A 17,690-nucleotide genomic window follows, 5' to 3' on the forward strand; every position below is an offset into this window, starting at 1 on the left:
CCCGGCGGAAACGCCGGGGCCTTCTTCTATTCGACGACGCTGAAGCGGCGGCTGTCGAAGACGCGGAGCACCTGGAGCAGTTCGCGGCCGCGGCGCAGCACCACGCCGCCCTCGCCGATCACCGCCCACTGGCCCTGTTTGAGACGCAACGCCGGGCGTTTCTCGATGCGGTAGGCCGGCGCGTCGCCCGAGCGGCGGAAGACCGCGAACTCGGCCACGTCGCGATGGCCGATCATGGCGTAGTCGCGCCACTCCCCGGCCGCCACCATCCGCCCGTAGACCCTCAGGATCAGCTCCAACTCGCGCCGGTCGAAGAAGACCGGGCCCGACCCGGATTGCAAATCGGCGGCGTCGCTCATGATTCGAAGTTAGGCGCCCCTACCGGAAACGCCAGAGGTTTGAAGCGGCGGCCGCCCGGCGACCCGCGTGTCGCGAACGTCACTCGCCGAAGAAATCGCGCGGAACACGAAATAGCCGCCGTTCCGCCCATCGTCCGCCCCCTTGGGAGGCGACACCAGTCCCATCGGCCCGACGGAGTCCGGAGCGATCCCGGATCCTGAACAGCCCCCCCCAGCCCCCCTGGATCATTCCATCAAGGGCTCCGGCGGGTCGATGCTTCCTCCAAGCGAGACGCCCGCTCCGCCACCCTCCCCCCTCCGGCAGAGCGGGCGTTTTGCTGTCCGGGGTCCGGCGAGGGGCTCAGCCCCCCAGGGTCGCTGTCACATCCTCGTCCCCGCGGCGCACCGTCAGGCGATGTTCGCCGGCGGCGCCCAGCGCGCCCGCCAGACCATTCAGATCGGCGACCGCCACGCCGTCGATCTCGCGGATGATGTCGCCGGCCTGCAGGCCCGCGCCGGCCGCCGCCGAGCCGCCCTCCACCGCGAACACCTGCAATCCGTCGGCCGCGGCGCGGACGTTGAGGCCCCGGGCGATCACGACTTCAGAGCCGACCACCACCGGGCGGTCTCCCGGAGCCTCGACGGTCAGGGTGGCGCGGCCCTCGCGGCCGTCCCGCAGATAGACGACCTCGACCCGGGTGCCGGGCTCGGCGATGCCGATCGTGGCGGCGACCGTGCCGGCGTTGGAGACGGGGCGGTTCTGGATCCGGGTGATCACATCGCCGCGTTGCAGGCCCGCCGTCTCGGCCGACGAGCCGGGAGCGACGCTCTCGACCACCGCCCCCCGTACGATGCCGAGGCCGAAGTCGCGCGAGCGCTCGGCGTTGAGCGATCCGAGGATGGCGCCGGTTGAGCCCCGTTTGACCTCGCCGACCGTCCGCAGCTGATCGACCACATACATCAGGATGCGGCTGGGCACCGCGAAGGCGATGCCGTCGTTGCCGCCGCCGCCGCCCGACAGGATCGATGTGTTGATGCCGATCAGCCGGCCCCGGCTGTCCAGCAGCGGCCCGCCGGAGTTGCCGGAGTTCACCGCCGCGTCTGTCTGGATGTAATCCTCGATCCGGTCGCCCATGCCTGACCGGCCGAGGCCCGAGATCACGCCCATGGTCAGGGTCTGGTCGAGGCCGAGCGGATAGCCCACGGCGAAGGCCAGGTCGCCGGTGCGCAGCTGGTCCGAATCGACCACCTCGATCTCCGACAGGCCGGTAGCGTCGAATTTGAGCACGGCCAGGTCGGTGGCCTTGTCCGTGCCGATCAGGACCGCGTCGAAGATGCGGCCGTCGGTCAGGTCGACCGTAAACTTCCGCCCGCCCTCGACCACGTGGTTGTTGGTGACGACGATGCCTTCGCTGGCGTCGATGATGGCGCCCGAGCCGCTTGAGATCGGCCGCGGCTCGTTTTCGCCCGAGCTGGGGCCTTCCGACTGGCCGAGGGTGGTCACCTGGACCACGGCCGGCAGGGCCTGTTCCAGACCTTCGGCGAAGCTGAACACGCCGCGCCGGGCGTCGTAGGTCATCGGGCCCTGCGAGTTGGACTGGGCCATGGCGGGGGTCGCCAGCAGCATCGGAACCGCCGCCGTCAGCGCCAGGATCGACAGGCCGTGAGCCCGAATGGTGGAACGCCGCATCGCCAAACCCCTGTTGTCGCGACCGACCCTAGCGCGAGAAACGCGCCGTGACGACAGCACCCGGATGGCCGTCATCAACCGTCATGGCGGCGCCGTGTCGTTTCAGTATCGCCCGCACGAAGGCCAGCCCCATGCCGTGGCTCTCGCGGGCCTCGCCGGCGCTGTCGGCGTCCGCCCGCCGGCCGGGCGCGAAGCCCGGTCCCTGGTCGGCGACGATGAGCAGGGGCCGGCCCTCGCGCACGGCGGCGGTCAGGGTCACGACCCCGCCCTCGGGCGAGAATTTGACCGCGTTGTCGACCAGGTTGGTGACAGCGCGCTGCAGCAGGGAATGCACGCCCAGCACGGACGCCGGCTCGCCCTCGACCCGGATGACGACGCCGCGCTCTTCGGCCAGCGGCTGGTAGAGTTCGGCGGCCTGCCTCGCCAGTTCGTCCAGCCGCACGCTGTCGAACACCCAGGCCTCGCCGTCGCGCAGCGCCATCGCCTCGTTCATCGACCGGGTGATCTGGGCCAGATCCGAGCGAGCCTCGTCGATCAGCTTGCGCGCCTCGGGCGTGGCCGCTGTGGCCCGCAGCCGCTCAAGCCGGACCGCGGCGCGCGCCAGCGGGGTGCGGAAATCGTGTGCCAGCTGGTCGGCCGAATCCCTCAGCCAGCTCAGCAATTCGTCCAACCGGTCGAGGGTGCGGTTCACCTGGCGGGTCAGTTCGGTCAGCTCCGGGGCGAGGGCCGTCTCCGGCGCCCGCAGCGAGAAGTCGCCCACGGCGGCGCGGTCGAGCGCCCGGCTGACTTCGGCGACGGCCGCCGTCAGTCGTCGCCGGGCCATGGCGGCCGCGGCGAGGCCGATGACCAGCAGCAGCAGCCCGGTCCCGATCACCGCCGCCGCCGCCCAGCCCCAGGCCTCGCCCGACCGGTCGACGACCCGGCCGACGGCGATGTCCAGCGCGCCGAACGGTCGCCGGACCACGACCGCCTCGACCGCGCGCGACGGGCACAGAACGCCCTGCGCAAGCCGCACCACATAGACGTCGTCGCCCAGCCGTGCCGCGCGTTCGCCCCGCGCCGTCTCCAGCGCGGCCAGACCCGCCGGCTTGCCGACCGGGGCGCGGATGAAGCGGACGCCGGCGCCGCCACGGCCGGTTCGGCAGGTCTCCTCGAGGGTGCGCGCCTCGCGCGCCGGCCCGCTCTGGAAGGCGCTCAGCCACGCCGACAGCCAGGCCGCGTCGGCCTCGGTGATCCGGTCCGCGGACAGGCTGGCCTCCGATCCGAGCTTGGAGACCATGGCCCCGTAGTCGTCGAGCGCCGCCAGCGCCGCCTTCTCGCGCTGGTCCATCCGCACGGCCGCCCCCGTGACCAGCAGCGAGCCGGTCAGGGCGAGGGCGGCGAGCACGCCCATGGTCGCGGCCAGCTGGGTCGAGGTCCGCCGCGCCAGCCAGCCCGTCAGGCCCGGGGATCGTCCGCCCATGCCGGGCTCAGCCCGCCGCCGCCGGCAGCTCGCGGAAGATCAGGCTCTGGCTGCGCGCCGAGACGATCAGGGGGTGCAGATCCTCGCCCAGTTCGGGGGCCTGTTCCTTGAGCCGTCGGCGCAGGGCGCTGATGCGCGCGTCGATGACGTTGACGAAATTGTCGGGCAGGAATTTCCATTCCACCCAGCAGCGGTCCCACAGCATGGTCTTGGTCACCGGCTGGCCGCGCGCCGCCATCAGTTCGGCGACGATGGCGAACTCCAGGGGCGACAGGTCGATCAGACGGCTCTCGCCCTCCGGCAGGTCGAGTTTCAGCGTGCGGGCCCCCGGCGACAGGCGGAACGGTCCGTTGACCAGTTCCGCGCCCGCGGGGCGCGCCCGCCGCGCCGCCCGCCGCAGCTGGGCCGCGATCCGGGCCAGCAATTCCTCGTCGCCGACCGGCTTGGCCAGATAGTCGTCGGCGCCGCCCAGCAGCCCCTCGACCTTCTGCCGTTCGCCGCCCAGCGCGGTCAGCATCAGGGCCGGCGCGTCCGAGGAGACCCCGCCGCCGGCGCGGAGCCGCTTCAGCATCTCCAGCCCGTCCATGCCTGCGGTCAGGCGATCGAGGATCAGGATGTCGTAGGGCGCGCGGGCCGCCGCCTCGAGCGCCTTTTCGCCGGCCTCGAACCGGTCCACCGCCTCGAATCCCGCGGCGGACAGCCGCTCCGCGACGTGCTCCGACAGCGCCGGATCGTCCTCCAGAAGCAGCGCGCGGCGACCCGCGAACACGGGGCCGAGCCGGGCGAACGGATCCTCGTCCTGCATCGTCACCCTCTCTCCGTCCACGCCTGATCTCCGTCGCCGCACGATAGGACGTCGAGGCGGAATGACAACGCCCGACGCCCGTCTGCTCTAGGCCGGTCGACGGGGGAGGGGGGCTGACTGTTCCTGACAGCCCCCCATCCGGCTCAGTGACTGTCGTGCCCGTGGCCCGCTGTCTCGGCGGCGCCCGCGGCCCAGCCCTCGCCGCCGGTTTCGGCGAACCAGAACGGCGCCCGCGGCCGCTGACGCGGCGCGATCTCGTTCATGCCCGAGTCGTACACCCGGCCGTTGAGGACGGTGTAGGCGATCGAAGTGGTGTTGCGGATGTTGTCCAGCGGGTTCTCGTTCAGGACCACCATGTCGGCCAACTTGCCGGCCTCCAGCGAGCCGATGTCCCTGTCCATGCCCAGGGCCCTGGCGCCGTTCAGCGTGCCCGCGCGGATCGCCTCCAGCGGCTCCATCCCGCCTTGGGTCAGGCTCCAGACTTCCCAGTGCGCCGCCAGGCCCTCGCGCTGTCCGTGGGCGCCGATCTGGACGTTGACGCCTTCGGCGGCCAGCCGGGTCGCCTCGCGGGCCACCGAAATGTGGTTCCACTCATTGTCCGGGGCGGTGACCGGACGCCGGGCGCGGGCGTCGAGGATGCGGCGCGGCACATACTGCGTCAGGATCGGATCGTTCCAGACCTCGCTCTCCTGGTACCAGTAGTTCTCGCCATAGCTGCCGCCATAGGCGACGACGATGGTGGGGTTGTAGGCGACGTTCGTCTGGCGCCACAGCTGGTGCACGTCGTCATAGAGGCGGGCCAGCGGGATGGCGTGCTCGATGGTGGTGTGGCCGTCGACGATCATCGACATATTGTGCTGGAACAGCGAGCCGCCCTCGGGGACGACCATCATGTTCAGCTGGCGCGCCGCCTCGATGACCTGCTGGCGCTGGTCGCGGCGCGGCTGGTTGTAGCTCTTGACGCTCCAGGCGCCCGCCGCCTGCATGCGCCGCAGGGTCGACAGGGCGTCGTCGAGGTCGTCGATCTGGGCCGTGGAGGCGGTGGTCGCCCCGTACAGGATGGTCCCGGTCGAGAAGACGCGCGGGGCCACCACGCGGCCGGCGCGGGCCATCTCGCTGTGGGCGAAAATCTCGCTGGTGTCGGCGGAGGGGTTGTGGATCGTCGTCACCCCGAAGGCCAGCGAGGCGTAGTCGACCCAGCTCTGCTCGGGGATGATCTCGTCCGACCCCATGGAGCCGTGCCAGTGGGTGTCGACTAGGCCGGGCATGATGGTCTTGCCGGTCATGTCGAGGGTCGGGATGCCCGCCGGGATCGTCAAGCTGGCGGCCGAACCGATCGCCTCGATGCGGTTGCCGTCGACGACGATGATTCCGTTCTCGATCACCTCGGCGCCGTTCATGGTGATCACCCGGGCTCCGACGAGGGCCATGCGGCCCTGCGGACGGTCCGTCTCGACGCTGAAGCCGAGATTGACGCCGTGCTCGTCCGGCTTGGGCAGCTCGTCCGGCGCGCCTTCGACGAAGGCGAAGGACCGGTTCAGCTCGCGGGTGAACAGCTCCGGGCCCTGCGACCAGTGCAGGCTGCGGGAATCGCCCGACCAGCTCAGCCACTCGCCGGAGTCGCGGGTGACCCGTGCCTGCGGCAAGGACTTGCCGTCGGGGCCGACGTTGATTGGCCGGCCCGCCGCCACGAAGGGCGCGACGTAGGCGTTGAAGCGCTCGGTCCAGCCGATCCAGTTTCCGTCGGGCGAGACCGCGAATTCCGCGGCCCACTCGGACGTCAGGTGGGTCCGCTCGTCGGATCCGTCCAGGTCGACCGAGATCAGGGTGCGCTTGTCGCCGTCGCGTCCGGTCAGGAACAGGCGGTCGCCGTCGGCGCCGAACTGGGGATGTTCACCCTCGTCGGTGATCAGGACCGCTTCGCCGCCCGCGGCGGGAATGCTGTAGACGCCGGGCTCGCGGCTCCAAAGGGCGGTGGTCAGGAAGCCGTCGCTGACCTTGCGATAGACGATGGTGCGGCCGTCCGGCGAGAAGGTCGGCTCGATGTAATGGCCCGGATTTTCGGTCACGACGCGGCCGGCGCCGCCCGAAGCGGGGACCACCCGGACCGAGCCCAGCGCCTGGTCGTCCCAGGTCGTGTAGACGATCGAGCGGCCGTCGCGCGACCAGTTGGGATAGAGCTCGAAATGGTCGGTCTGCCGGGTCAGGCGACGCGCCGTCCCGGTCGGCAGGTCGCGAATCCACAGATTGCCGAGCGCCTCGAACACCACCTTCGTGCCGTCCGGCGAGGGGCGGGCCCAGCGGACCATCTTCACGTCGAAGCTGTCGGGAGCGACCTCGACCTGATGGCGGACGGCGTCCTGCACCCGGCGGGTGTCGGCGACATGGAAGGGGATGTCCGTGACGGTCTGCGAGGCCACGTCGACGCGCTGGATGCGCCCGTCGGCCCAGAACACGATCGAGCGATTGTCAGGCGTCCAGCTGATGGCCGGATAGACGCCGTGGATGGCCCAGGTTTCCTGCAGGTCGCGGTCGAGGCCCGAGAAGATCGGCGTTTCGCGCCCGGATTCGATGTCCATCACATACAGGACCGACTGGTAGCGGACACGGCGGATGAAGGCGATCGACTTGCCGTCGGGCGAGGGAGTCGGGCGGATCGAGCCGCCCGGGCCGGTGATGTAGGGATCGATCTCACCGGTCTCGCGGTCGAGCCGGCGGATGATGTAGATCTGGCCATTGACGTCCTTCGAGTATTCGAAGGTGTTCCCCGGCGTCGCGTCGTCGCTGAAATACAGATAGCGGCCGTCCGGCGAGAAGGCCGGTTCGCCGGTGTCCTTCTGGGGCGTGCGCCGCTCGGTCATCTGCACGCCGCCGCCGCCGGTGCGGTGATACATCCACAGCTCGCCGGCCCCCAGCGAGCGGGCCGAGGTGAAATGCTTGCGCGCGACGATGAACTGGCCGTCGGGGGTCCACTCCGGCTGGTTCAGCAGGCGGAAGGTCTCTTTGGACACCTGGGTCGGGTTCGAGCCGTCGGCCTCCATGATCCAGATGTTGTCGCCGCCGGCGCGGTCCGAGGTGAAGGCGATGTGGCGGCCGTCGGGCGACCATTTCGGCTGCATGTCCCAGGCCACGCCCGAGGCGATCGCCCGCGCCTCGCCGCCCGACGCCGGCATCACATAGATGTCGCCCAGCATGTCGAAGACGATGGTCCGGCCGTCCGGGCTGACGTCGAGCGACATCCAGGTGCCGCGGGTCACGTCGATCGGGATGTCGCGCGACGGTCCGGGCGGGGCCGGGACGTCCCATTTGGGCGCCTCGTCCGAAGCGGCTGCGGCGGGCGCGGCCTGGGGATCGGCCTGGGCCTGCGCCTCGACCGGAGCCGGGACGGGGGGGGCGGCGATCGGCGAGACGGGCTCCGGCGTCTGGGCCATGACCGGGCCGGCGAGCGTCAGCAGGGCGGCCGTGGCCAGGAGTTCGCGCTTCATGTTCGTCGTCCCCGAAATTGGATGGACGTCTTGCACCGCCTCACGGCTGCCGCGTCCCTTGAAAGGCAGAGAGCATTTTCACGGGCCGCAAGTCCAGCCGGGGAGACTGACTTTCGCCCCCGCGGCGCGTCCCGGGCGGCGACGGGGCTGACCCCGGGCGCGACACGGCCTATCTATCCGCTCCGTGTCCGCCACGGACCCACGCGCCGCCACCCCACAGGACCCGCCATGACCGCTGCCCTCGACCTGTCCCACTGGATCAACGGCGAAAAGGTCGCGTCCGGCCGACCCTCGGAGAGCCTGAACCCCTCCGACACCCGCGATCTCGTGGCCCGCCTCCCTGACGGCGGCGCGGACGAGGTCGACGCCGCCGTGGCCGCGGCGAAGGCGGCCTTCCCGGCCTGGTCCGAAGCCTCGCCCGAGGTCCGCTCTGACATCCTCGACCGGGCCGGGACCCTGCTTATGGAACGGCGCGAGGCGCTGGGCCGCCTGCTGTCGCGCGAGGAGGGCAAGACCCTGGCCGAGGGCATCGGCGAGACCGTTCGGGCCGGCCGCATCCTGAAGTATTTCGCCGGCGAGGCGCTGCGCCTGCACGGCCAGAACCTCGCCTCCGTCCGGCCGGGCGTGGAAATCCAGACCTATCGTCACGCCGTCGGAGTTTTCGGCCTGATCACGCCGTGGAACTTCCCCATCGCCATCCCCGCGTGGAAGGCCGCTCCGGCCCTGGCGTTCGGCAATACGGTGGTGATGAAGCCGGCCGGCCCGACCCCGGCGACAGCCGAGGCCCTGGTCGCCGTCCTGCACGAAGCCGGCCTGCCCGCCGGCGTATTGAATCTGGTGATCGGACGCGGCGGCGTCGGTCAGGCCATCGTCGACCACCCGGAAGTGGCCGGGGTCTCCTTCACCGGCTCGCAGGGCGTCGGCGCCGGCGTGGCGGCCGGGGCGGTGAAGCGTCAGGCCCGGGTGCAGCTGGAGATGGGCGGCAAGAACCCGCTGATCGTACTCGACGACGCCGATCTGGATCGGGCGGTGATGATCGCTCTGGACGGCTCCTACTACGCCACCGGCCAGCGCTGCACAGCCTCCAGCCGCCTGATCGTCCAGGACGGCATTCACGACCGCTTCGTCGCCGCCCTGGCGGACAAGGTCGCCGCCCTGCGCGTCGGCGACGCGCTCGACCCGAACACCCAGATCGGCCCGGCGGTCAGCGAGGACCAGCGCGAGACTTCTTACCGCTATATCGAGATCGCGCGTCAGGAAGGCGGCCGGGTCGTCACCGGCGGCGGGCGGCTGCAACTCGAAACGCCCGGCTGGTACGTCCAGCCGACCCTGATCGCCGACACCCACGCCGGCAGCCGGATCAACAACGAGGAGGTCTTCGGCCCGGTCGCCTCGACCATCCGGGTCAAGGATTACGAAGAGGCGCTGGAGATCGCCAACGGCGTCGAGTTCGGCCTCTCCGCCGGCCTCGTCACCACCTCGCTGAAGCACGCCCGCGATTTCCAGCGGCGCGCAAAGGCCGGCATGACCATGGTCAACCTGCCCACCGCCGGGGTCGACTACCATGTGCCCTTCGGCGGCTCGAAATCGTCCAGCTACGGCCCGCGCGAACAGGGCTTCGCCGCGGTCGAGTTCTTCACCCAGACCAAGACGTCCTATTCGGCCGGCTGAACGGGCCCGGGGCCGCGCGAACCGGTCCTGGCTCCTGTATCGCGACCGCGCGGTGTAAGGCGGGCCGGGGGGGCGGGCGTGGTCCGTTCCAGAGCTCCGGCCACCCCCGGAAAGCCGTCGTCTTTACGGGCGGCTTATGCCGGAGCCCGACTCTCGCATGGCCCCCTTACGCTCGCGGATGGTCCAATCCAGCCTCAAACTGAGCTGGAGGCGTCGGCATGGCCGATCTGATCTGTCTGGCGATCGGCGGCGGGGCATTTGTCGTCTTCGCCGTCCTCGCCGCTGTCCTGAAGCGGGTGTGACGATGCTGGTCGCCATACTCTGGGGCGTCGGCGCGGTCGTCGTCGCCGTCTACATGGTCGCGGCGCTGTTGCGCCCCGAGCGGTTCTGAAGGAGCCGCCGCCATGAACCTCCAAGGATGGGCGGAAATCGCCCTGACCCTCGGCCTCGCCGCCCTGATCGGCTGGCCGATCGGCCTCTACATGTCGCGCGTCTGGAACGGCGAGCGGACCTGGCTCGACCCGGTGATGAAGCCGGTCGAAGGCCTGTTCTACCGCGCCGCCGGGGTGAACCCGGCGCACAGCCAGGGCTGGCTCGGCTATGCCGGCGCCCTGCTGGCCTTCAACGCGGCGGGCTTCTTCCTGCTCTACGCCATCCTGCGGCTGCAGGGTGGATTGCCCCTGAACCCGCAGGGGTTCGAGGGGCTGTCGCCGCATCTGGCCTTCAACACCGCCGTCAGCTTCGTCACCAACACCAACTGGCAGTCGTATGGCGGCGAAACGACCATGTCGACGCTGACCCAGATGACCGGCCTGACGGTGCAGAACTTCCTCTCGGCCGCGACCGGGGCGACCCTGGCCGCCGCCCTGGCGCGGGCCTTCGTCGCCAATCGCGGCGAGGGGGTCGGCAATTTCTGGGCCGACATGACCCGCACCACGCTGTGGGTGCTGCTGCCCCTGTCCATCGTTCTGGCGCTGGTGCTGGTCGGCCTTGGCGTGACCCAGACCCTCGCCGCCTCGGCCACGGCCACCGGGCTGGAAGGCGGGTCCCAGACCCTGTCCCTGTTCCCGACCGCCAGCCAGCTGGCCATCAAACAGCTGGGCATCAACGGCGGCGGCGTCTTCAACGTCAACTCGGCGCATCCGTTCGAGAACCCGACCCCGCTGACCAACCTGATCACGGCGATCTCGATCAATGTGCTCGGCTGGGCCGCCTTCTTCGCCTTCGGCCGCAGCGTGCTGGCGAAGAAGGATGTGCGGGCATTGGCCATCGCCGCCCTCCTGCTGCTCGGCCTTTCGGCCGCCGCCATGTACGCCATCGAGACCCAACCGGCGCCCGCCCTGGTCGCGGCGGGGGTCGAGGCCTCGACCAATATGGAGGGCAAGGAGCTTCGGTTCGGCGTGCCTGCCTCGGTCGCCTGGGCGGTGCAGACCACCGGAGCCTCCAACGGCTCGGTCAACTCCATGCACGCCAGCTACATGCCGCTGGGCGGGGCGCTGCAGATGTTCCTGATGCAGCTGGGCGAAATCCTGCCCGGCGGGATCGGCTCGGGCATTGCGGTCATGGTCGTTATGGCCGTGCTGTCGGTCTTCGTCGCCGGCCTGATGGTCGGGCGCACGCCGGAGTATCTGGGCAAGAAGATCGAGGCGCGGGAGATCCAGTTCGCCATGATCGCGGTGCTGGTCCTGCCTATCGCCGTGCTCGGTTTCACCGCGATCGCCGCGGTCCTGCCCACGGCCCTGGCCGGGCTGCTGAATGACGGTCCGCACGGCCTGTCCGAGATGCTCTACGCCTACACTTCGGCGGCCGGGAACAACGGCTCGGCCTTCGCCGGCCTGACCGCGAACGCGCCGTGGTGGAACACGACCCTGGGTATCGCCATGCTGATGGGCCGCTTCGCGCCCGCCGTCGCGGTGCTGGCCATCGCCGGCAGCCTCGTCGTCAAGCCGAAGCTGGCGCCCAGCACCGGCGCCATGCCGACCCACGGGCCGCTGTTCATCGGCCTGCTGATCGGCGTCATTCTCATCCTGGGCGGGTTGCAGTTCTTCCCCGCCCTCGCCCTTGGCCCCCTCGTCGAGCATTTCCAGGTGCTGGGCGTGGTGGCCGGGCTCTGATCCGGGACCCCTGACATGACCTTCGCAAACCCCGAGCCCTTGGGCGAAACCCGCCGGGCCGCGCCCCGGGCCGGCGGCCTGTCAGGCCCCATGCTGGGCCGGGCGATCGGCGACGCCTTCGTCAAGCTGGACCCGCGCAAGCTGCTGCGGAATCCGGTGATCTTCACCACCTGGATCGTGGCCCTGTTGGCGACGGTGTCGGCCATAGCCGCCGTCGCCGCCGGAGAGGCAGCCGGCTTCGCCATCCAGCTGGCGGCGTGGCTGTGGGCGACGGTGCTGTTCGCCAACGTCGCCGAGAGCGTCGCTGAAGGGCGGGGCAAGGCGGCGGCGGACTCCCTGCGAGCGACGCGCGTCACCACCAAGGCCAAGCTGATCGTCGATCCGCAGACCGGCCTGACGGTGCCGACCCCCGCTCACGAACTGGAAATCGGTTCGATCGTGCTGGTCGAGGCCGGCGACCTCATCCCTTCGGACGGCGAGATCATCGAAGGCATCGCCTCGGTCAACGAGGCCGCCATCACCGGCGAGAGCGCGCCCGTGATCCGCGAAAGCGGCGGCGACCGGTCGGCCGTCACCGGCGGCACCACCGTGGTGTCCGACTGGATCAAGGTGCGCATCACCTCGGCCCCGGGCTCGACCTTCCTCGATCGCATGATTTCCATGGTCGAGGGCGCCAACCGCCGCAAGACGCCGAACGAACTGGCGCTGTCCGTGCTGCTGGCCGGCCTGACGCTGGTGTTCCTGATCGCGGTTGTGACGCTGCTGGGGCTGGGCGCCTACTCCGGCATCACGCTGGACCCCATTGTCCTCGGGGCCCTGTTCATCACGCTGATTCCGACAACCATCGGAGGCCTGCTGTCCGCCGTGGGCATCGCCGGCATGGACCGTCTCCTGAAGGTCAATGTGTTGGCCACATCAGGCCGCGCAGTCGAGGCGGCCGGGGACGTCGACACCCTGCTGCTCGACAAGACCGGCACCATCACCTTCGGCAACCGCATGGCCACGGAGGTGATCGCCGTGCCCGGCGTCCGGCCCGAGGCCGCCATGCGCGCCGCCGTCATGGCGTCCCTGGCCGACGAGACGCCCGAGGGCCGCTCGATCATCGAACTGGGCCGCAATGCCGGCCTGTCTGTCGACCTGCCCGCCGGGGCCAGGGCCATCCCCTTCTCGGCGACGACCCGCCAGTCGGGCGTGGACGCGGAAGGCAAGTCCTGGAGGAAAGGCGCGGTCGACGCCGTGCTCAGTTCGCTGAACCTGGACGAAAGGGACGCCCCGGCCGAACTCCGTCAGGCGGTGGATCGGATCGCCCGCTCGGGCGGCACCCCGCTGGCGGTGGTCGAAAACGGCGTCCTCGTCGGCATCATCCACCTGAAGGACGTGATCAAGCCCGGCATGAAGGAGCGGTTCGCCGACCTGCGCCGCATGGGCCTGCGCACGGTGATGATCACCGGCGACAACCCGGTCACCGCCGCCGCCATCGCCTCGGAAGCCGGGGTCGACGACTACCTCGCCGAGGCGACTCCCGAGGACAAGATGCGCCTCATCAAGGCGGAGCAGTCCAAGGGCCGGCTGGTCGCCATGTGCGGCGACGGCGCCAACGACGCGCCCGCGCTGGCGCAGGCCGATGTCGGGGTGGCCATGCAGACCGGCGCCCAGGCCGCGCGTGAGGCCGGCAATATGGTCGATCTCGACAGCGACCCGACCAAGGTCATCGAGATCGTCGAGGTCGGCAAACAGCTGCTGATCACGCGCGGCGCCCTGACCACCTTCTCGATCGCCAACGATGTGGCCAAATATTTCGCCATCATTCCGGCGATGTTCGTGGTCGCCCTGCCTGCGCTCGGCGCGCTCAACGTCATGGGGCTGCACAGCCCGCAGAGCGCCATCCTGTCGGCGGTCATTTTCAACGCCCTGGTGATCGTCGTCCTGATCCCCCTGGCCCTGCGCGGGGTGAAATACCGCGCCATCGGGGCCGGAGCCCTGCTGTCCCGCAACCTACTGATCTACGGCCTCGGCGGCCTCGTCGCCCCGTTCGTCGGCATCAAACTCATTGACGTCGTCATCTCCGGCTTCGGCCTCGCGTGACGAGAGAGATCTCCATGACCCGCAAGTCCCGTTTCAAGGCCGCCGGCCGCAACGACCTCTGGTTCGCCAGCGCCTGCCTGGTCGCCCTGGTTGTCTGGGGCATCGCCTCTCAGGCGGACGCCCAGACCGCCGCCGAACCCTCCAGCCCGTCAATCGCCTGGAACGTCGCCACCAGTTCCGACTACGTCTTCCGGGGAGTCAGCCAGACCGGGGAGGACGCCGCGATTTCGGGCGGCGTCGACCTGACCAGCGGAAGCTTCTACGCCGGCGCCTGGGCCTCCAACGTCGCCTTCCCCGGCGATCCCGACACCAACGCCGAGATCGATCTCTACGCCGGCGTCCGCCCCGAGTTCGCGGGCTGGGTCTGGGACTTCGGCGCGGTCGGCTATTTTTACACCGGCCAGCCCGCCGGCGCCGACTACGACTATGTGGAAGTGAAGGTCGCGGCCTCGCGCGCCATCGGCCCGGCCACTCTCGGCGCCGCCGTCTACTGGTCCCCTGACTTCTTCGCCGCCGCCGAGGACGAGGCCACATACGTCGAGGCCAACGCCGCCTTTTCGCCCGTCGACAATTGGACGATCTCGGGCGCCGTCGGACGCCAGTTCCTGTCCTCGGACTTCGATTACACGACCTGGAATCTCGGCGTGGCCCGGCGGCTGACCGACACCCTGACTCTCGATGTCCGTTACCACGACACCGACGCGCACGACTTCGGCGACATCTACGGCGGGCGCGCCGTGGCCTCGCTGAAGGCGGCCTTCTAGAGGACGACGCCCATGCTCCTTCAACTCCGCCCCGCGATCGTCATGATCGCCCTGTTCACCCTCCTGCTCGGCGTCGTCTATCCGTTGGCGATCACCGGCGTCGCCGGGCTCGCCTTCCCGTCACAGGCGAACGGCAGCCTGATCCGCGACGCGGAGGGCCGTATCGTCGGCTCGGCCCTGATCGGCCAGCCGTTCGCCGAGGCCCGCTATCTGCACCCCCGACCCTCGGCCGCCGGCGACGGCTATGACGCCTCGGCCTCGTCGGGTTCGAACCTCGGTCCGCTCAACGCCGACCTCGCCGCGCGCATCAAGACGGACGCCGACGCCATCCGCGCCGACACCGGCGCAACGGTCATCCCGGCCGACGCCGTGACCACCTCGGCCTCGGGCCTCGACCCCCACATCTCCCCGGCCTACGCTCGCCTGCAGGCGGCGCGCGTGGCGCGGGCGAGGGGAGTCGACGTGACCGCGGTGCAGCAGGTGATCGACGGGAACACCGAGGGCGCCCTTCTGGGCTTCATCGGCCAGCCGCGCGTCAACGTGCTGCTGACCAACCGGGCGCTCGACGCCCGCTTCCCCGCCGTGAGCTGACTTGCCGGAGACGCCGCCCCCGCCCGATCCCTCGAACGTCGCTCCGAAGCGACCGAAGCGCGGCCGGCTGAAGGTCTTCCTCGGCATGTCGCCGGGGGTCGGCAAGACCTATGAGATGCTGCGCGCCGCCCGACGCCGGAAGGCCGAGGGCGGCGACGTTGTTGTCGGGGTCGTCGAGACCCACGGGCGGCGCGAGACCGAGAGCCTGCTGCGCGGCATGGATGTGCTGCCGCGCCGACCCATCGACTACAAGGGCCGCGCCCTGATGGAGTTCGACATCGACGCCGCGCTGGCGCGCAAGCCCGGCCTGCTGCTGGTCGACGAATACGCCCATTCCAACGTCCCCGGCTCGCGCCACCCCAAGCGCTGGCAGGACGTGGAAGAGATCCTGTCCGCGGGCATCGATGTCTGGACGACGCTGAACGTCCAGCACCTGGAAAGCCTGTCCGACGTGGTGCTGCGCATCACGGGGGTGCGCCAGCGCGAGGCCGTGCCCGACAGCACCCTGAGCCGGGCCGACGACATCGAGGTCGTCGACATCACGCCCGACGAACTGCGCAAACGCCTGTCCGAGGGCAAGGTCTATGTGCCGGAGACCGCGCGCCTCGCCTCGGAAAACTTCTTCAAGGTCGAGAACCTGACCGCCCTGCGTGAGATGGCCCTGCGGCGCGCGGCCCAGACCATTGACGACCAGCTGCTGGCGACACTGCGTGAACGGGGCGTTGAGGGACCGTGGGCGGCGGGCGAGCGTATTCTGGTCCTGGTCGGGGGCGATGCGATGGCCGCGTCGCTGGTGCGAACCGGGCGGCGGTTGTCCGACATGATGATGGACGCGCCATGGACCGTCGCCCACGTCGAAAGACCCAACCGGCCGGTCTCCGGTCCTGACAACGCCGCCCGACTGAGTCAGGCCTTCATGCTTGCCGAGCAACTGGGCGGACGCACGCTCGTCCTCACCGGCGATGACGTGGTCAAGGCGGTGATGGACCACGCCCATCGCAACAACGTCACCCAGATCGTCATCGGCAAGGGCCGCGACAGCCGCATCAACGACCTTTTGGGCCGGTCGCTGGCCGCCGGCCTGTTGCGGGCGGCGCGGGGGGTGGCGATCCATATCGTCACCGAGCCGGGCGGGGCCCCGGTCGAGCGCCCGAAACGGGACGCGCCGGCGGCGGTCCGGTCGCTCCACTGGCGGGGCTATGCGGTCGGCGCCGGATTCATCGCCGTCGCCACGGCCCTGGCCCTGTTCCTCGACCGCACCTTCGAGCGGGTCGATCTGGGGGTGATCTATCTGTCCGCCGTGCTCGCGGCCGGAGTCCTCTACGGCCTGCGCCCGGCGCTGGCGGCGGCGACGGTCGCCTTCCTCGTCTACAACTTCCTGTTTCTGGAGCCGCGATACAGCTTCGCCATCGGCTCGCCGACAGACATCCTCACGCTCGTCGCATTCTGGGCCGTGGCCCTTGCAACGGGGAGTCTCGCCGGGCGGGTGCGGGACCAGGCGCGCAACGCCCAACGCCGCGCCTCCGCGGTCTCGGCCCTGCTCGCCGCCAGCCAGGCGCTGTCCGCCGCCGACGATCGTCTCGAAACCGCGAGGGTGCTGGCTGAACAGACCGCCGCCGCGGCCGGGGCCCGAACGATCGTCCTCCTGCCCCGGGACGGCGACATCACCCCCGTCGCGGGCGCGCCGGAAATGGAAGAGCTGGGAGCGGCGGCCATGGCGGCGGCCCGGTGGGCGTGGGAACGGGGCGAACCCGCCGGTCATGGCACCGGGACGCTGCCCCAGACCAGCTGGACCTTCCGGCCGCTTCAGGGGGTGCGCTCCCGCTCGGGCGTGGCCGGCATCGAGGCCGACGCTCTCGCCCCCGGCTCTGACGAGGAACGGCTGGCCCTGGCCTTGCTGGAACAGGGCGCGGTGGCGCTGGAACGCGCGCAACTGGCCGGCGATGCGGTCGAGACCGAGACCCTGCGCCGCACCGACCGCTTTCGGGGCGCCCTGATGAACTCGGTCAGCCACGACCTGCGCACCCCGCTCTCGACCGTGCTCGGCGCCGCCACCACCCTGATCGACTACGGCCCGACGCTGAAGCCCGAGGTGCGCAAGGACCTGCTGCTCAGCATCCGCGAGGAGGCCGAACGCCTCAGCCGCTACGTCGGCGACCTGCTGGACATGACCCGGCTTGAGGGCGGCGCACTCAACATCAAGGCCGACTGGACCGATGTTCGGGACGTCCTGAATGCGGCTGCCGGGCGGGTTTCACGCCGGCTGGGCTCGCGGCGTCTGACCCGCGACTTCCCCGCCCAGCTCAGCATGGTCAGCCTGGACCAGGGGTTGCTGGAACAGGCGCTGGTCAACATCCTCGAGAACGCCATCGCCTTCAGCCCCGACGGCTCCACCATCGAACTGGCGGCCTATGAGGATCGGGGCTCGGTGGTCATCAGCATTGAGGACGAAGGCAAGGGCATTCCCACCGCCGAACTCGAGCTGGTGTTCGACAAATTCCGCCGCATGGAAGAACAGCCGGACCGGTCCAAGGGCGCGGGCCTCGGTCTCGCCATCGCCAAGGGTTTCGTGGAGGCGATGAACGGTCGGATCGCCGCCGCCAGCCCGATCGTCGACGACCACGGCACCCGCATCCTGATCAGCCTGCCCAAGTCCATCCCCACCCACCCGGACCTGCTATAGAG

At 70.3% G+C, this 17,690-nt stretch carries 12 protein-coding genes; 7 read left to right on the top strand and 5 right to left on the bottom strand.

Annotated elements, in window-relative coordinates; genetic code table 11:
- Positions 1-26: 26 nt before the first annotated feature.
- The 5 genes from V6M45_RS08040 to V6M45_RS08060 form a co-directional block, all read right to left on the bottom strand.
- Complete coding sequence (locus V6M45_RS08040; protein ID WP_332655323.1) at positions 27-359, bottom strand: DUF2794 domain-containing protein; 333 nt, start codon at positions 357-359, stop codon at positions 27-29.
- A 340-nt stretch (positions 360-699) separates the two neighbouring features.
- Complete coding sequence (locus V6M45_RS08045; protein WP_332655325.1) at positions 700-2,028, bottom strand: S1C family serine protease; 1,329 nt, start codon at positions 2,026-2,028, stop codon at positions 700-702.
- A gap of 28 nt (positions 2,029-2,056) precedes the next feature.
- Positions 2,057-3,490 (bottom strand): sensor histidine kinase, encoded by a 1,434-nt coding sequence (locus tag V6M45_RS08050; RefSeq protein ID WP_332655327.1) that lies wholly within the window; start codon positions 3,488-3,490, stop codon positions 2,057-2,059.
- A 7-nt stretch (positions 3,491-3,497) separates the two neighbouring features.
- Complete coding sequence (locus V6M45_RS08055) at positions 3,498-4,316, bottom strand: response regulator transcription factor (RefSeq protein WP_332655329.1); 819 nt, start codon at positions 4,314-4,316, stop codon at positions 3,498-3,500.
- 122 nt (positions 4,317-4,438) lie between these two features.
- Entirely contained in the window at positions 4,439-7,780 is a 3,342-nt protein-coding gene (locus V6M45_RS08060; RefSeq protein ID WP_332655330.1) for an amidohydrolase family protein, read from the bottom strand.
- A 228-nt stretch (positions 7,781-8,008) separates the two neighbouring features.
- On the opposite strand from V6M45_RS08060, the gene V6M45_RS08065 reads away from it, so the two are divergent.
- From V6M45_RS08065 to V6M45_RS08095, 7 genes are all read left to right on the top strand, one after another.
- On the top strand, positions 8,009-9,451 hold the full coding sequence (locus V6M45_RS08065; RefSeq protein WP_332655332.1) for an aldehyde dehydrogenase family protein: 1,443 nt from the start codon (positions 8,009-8,011) through the stop codon (positions 9,449-9,451).
- A 304-nt stretch (positions 9,452-9,755) separates the two neighbouring features.
- The gene (locus V6M45_RS08070; protein ID WP_332640023.1) at positions 9,756-9,842 is read left to right on the top strand and encodes a potassium-transporting ATPase subunit F; all 87 of its coding nucleotides are present in this window, start codon (positions 9,756-9,758) and stop codon (positions 9,840-9,842) included.
- 13 nt (positions 9,843-9,855) lie between these two features.
- The gene (gene kdpA, locus V6M45_RS08075; protein WP_332655334.1) at positions 9,856-11,565 is read left to right on the top strand and encodes a potassium-transporting ATPase subunit KdpA; all 1,710 of its coding nucleotides are present in this window, start codon (positions 9,856-9,858) and stop codon (positions 11,563-11,565) included.
- Between the two features lie 15 nt (positions 11,566-11,580).
- Positions 11,581-13,650 (top strand): potassium-transporting ATPase subunit KdpB, encoded by a 2,070-nt coding sequence (gene kdpB, locus V6M45_RS08080; protein WP_332655336.1) that lies wholly within the window; start codon positions 11,581-11,583, stop codon positions 13,648-13,650.
- A 14-nt stretch (positions 13,651-13,664) separates the two neighbouring features.
- On the top strand, positions 13,665-14,414 hold the full coding sequence (locus tag V6M45_RS08085) for a TorF family putative porin (protein WP_332655337.1): 750 nt from the start codon (positions 13,665-13,667) through the stop codon (positions 14,412-14,414).
- Positions 14,415-14,426: 12 nt separating this feature from the next.
- The gene (kdpC, locus tag V6M45_RS08090) at positions 14,427-15,005 is read left to right on the top strand and encodes a potassium-transporting ATPase subunit KdpC (RefSeq protein WP_332655339.1); all 579 of its coding nucleotides are present in this window, start codon (positions 14,427-14,429) and stop codon (positions 15,003-15,005) included.
- A 1-nt stretch (position 15,006) separates the two neighbouring features.
- On the top strand, positions 15,007-17,688 hold the full coding sequence (locus tag V6M45_RS08095; RefSeq protein WP_332655341.1) for a sensor histidine kinase KdpD: 2,682 nt from the start codon (positions 15,007-15,009) through the stop codon (positions 17,686-17,688).
- Positions 17,689-17,690: the final 2 nt, after the last annotated feature.

The sequence above is a fragment of the Brevundimonas sp. genome, from assembly GCF_036676055.1.
Lineage (GTDB): Bacteria > Pseudomonadota > Alphaproteobacteria > Caulobacterales > Caulobacteraceae > Brevundimonas.

Excerpts from the sequence above, each read along its gene's own strand:
- V6M45_RS08085 (WP_332655337.1), top strand. The coding sequence starts at position 13,665 with ATGACCCGCAAGTCCCGTTTCAAGGCCGCCGGCCGCAACGACCTCTGG.
- V6M45_RS08065 (WP_332655332.1), top strand. The coding sequence starts at position 8,009 with ATGACCGCTGCCCTCGACCTGTCCCACTGGATCAACGGCGAAAAGGTC.
- kdpB (WP_332655336.1), top strand. The coding sequence starts at position 11,581 with ATGACCTTCGCAAACCCCGAGCCCTTGGGCGAAACCCGCCGGGCCGCG.
- V6M45_RS08060 (WP_332655330.1), bottom strand. The coding sequence starts at position 7,780 with ATGAAGCGCGAACTCCTGGCCACGGCCGCCCTGCTGACGCTCGCCGGC.
- V6M45_RS08045 (WP_332655325.1), bottom strand. The coding sequence starts at position 2,028 with ATGCGGCGTTCCACCATTCGGGCTCACGGCCTGTCGATCCTGGCGCTG.
- V6M45_RS08070 (WP_332640023.1), top strand. The coding sequence starts at position 9,756 with ATGCTGGTCGCCATACTCTGGGGCGTCGGCGCGGTCGTCGTCGCCGTC.
- V6M45_RS08050 (WP_332655327.1), bottom strand. The coding sequence starts at position 3,490 with ATGGGCGGACGATCCCCGGGCCTGACGGGCTGGCTGGCGCGGCGGACC.
- kdpA (WP_332655334.1), top strand. The coding sequence starts at position 9,856 with ATGAACCTCCAAGGATGGGCGGAAATCGCCCTGACCCTCGGCCTCGCC.
- V6M45_RS08040 (WP_332655323.1), bottom strand. The coding sequence starts at position 359 with ATGAGCGACGCCGCCGATTTGCAATCCGGGTCGGGCCCGGTCTTCTTC.
- kdpC (WP_332655339.1), top strand. The coding sequence starts at position 14,427 with ATGCTCCTTCAACTCCGCCCCGCGATCGTCATGATCGCCCTGTTCACC.